This is a genomic window from Pseudomonas sp. NPDC089741, from assembly GCF_044748825.1.
Taxonomy (GTDB): Bacteria; Pseudomonadota; Gammaproteobacteria; order Pseudomonadales; family Pseudomonadaceae; genus Aquipseudomonas; species Aquipseudomonas helmanticensis.
On the sequence record NZ_JBIVGT010000092.1, the window covers coordinates 1 to 1254 of the forward strand.

At 59.1% G+C, this 1254-nt stretch carries 1 protein-coding gene; it reads right to left on the reverse strand.

The features are described 5' to 3' along the window. Positions 1-1254, reverse strand: a 1254-nt coding sequence (locus ACIPZE_RS29005) for a sigma-70 family RNA polymerase sigma factor (RefSeq protein WP_400776871.1), incomplete at both ends; no start/stop codon positions are given.

Consider the following 1254-nt stretch of genomic DNA (forward strand, 5'->3'; position numbering starts at 1 on the left):
CGCCGGCAAATACGGGTGAGCTTCTTGCACGTCTCGATCATGTGCACCGGAATACGGATGGTGCGTGCCTGGTCGGCGATCGAGCGAGTGATCGCCTGACGGATCCACCAGGTGGCATAAGTCGAGAACTTGTAACCACGACGGTATTCGAACTTGTCCACCGCTTTCATCAGACCGATGTTGCCTTCCTGGATCAGATCGAGGAATTGCAGGCCGCGGTTGGTGTACTTCTTGGCGATCGAGATCACCAGACGCAAGTTGGCTTCAACCATCTCTTTCTTCGCGCGGCGGGCCTTGGCCTCACCGATCGACATGCGACGGTTGATGTCCTTGATTTCAGCGATGGTCAGACCGGTCTCGGTTTCCAGCGCGATCAGTTTCTGCTGGCAACGAATGATGTCCGGCTGAACGCGACCGATGGCTTCGGCGTACTTGCTCTTGCCTTTGGCCAGACCGTCGGACCAGCTTTCGTCGACTTCATTGCCCGGGAACTGACGCAGGAAATCGGCGCGTGGCATACGTGCATCACGTACACACAGTTGCATGATCGCGCGCTCTTGCTGACGCAGGCGATCCAGGGCACCGCGAACACGCTCGACCAAACCTTCGAATTGCTTCGGTACCAGTTTGATCGGCATGAACAGCTCGGCCAGAGCCAGCAATTCGGCAATCGCTGCCTTATTGCTGCGACCGTGCTTTTTCAGCGCCTTGCGGGTGACTTCCATCTGATCAGCCACGGCGCCAAAGCGCTGTGCAGCAATGACCGGATCCGGACCGCTTTCGGCTTCTTCTTCGTCATCGGAAGATTCAGCTTCTTCGTCGTCGGTTTCGTCGTCGGCTTTCGCGACTTTCGCTTCGACTGGCGGCGGCACTTCAGCAGGCGGCGCAATGCCGTCGTCCGGGTCGATATAACCGCTCAGGACGTCGGACAGGCGACCACCTTCGGTGGTGACGCGGGTGTACTCGGAGAGAATGTGGTCAACCGTGCCAGGGAAGTGCGCGATTGCGCCCATCACTTCACGAATGCCCTCTTCGATCCGCTTGGCGATTTCGATTTCGCCTTCACGAGTCAGAAGCTCGACCGTACCCATTTCACGCATGTACATGCGCACTGGGTCAGTGGTGCGACCGATATCGGTCTCCACCGCTGCCAACGCAGCGGCTGCTTCTTCCGCAGCGGCCTCGTCGGTATCGGCGTCGGCCCACATATGGGCGACCGCCTCCGGAGCACTCTCGGGTACGGGGATCCCCATG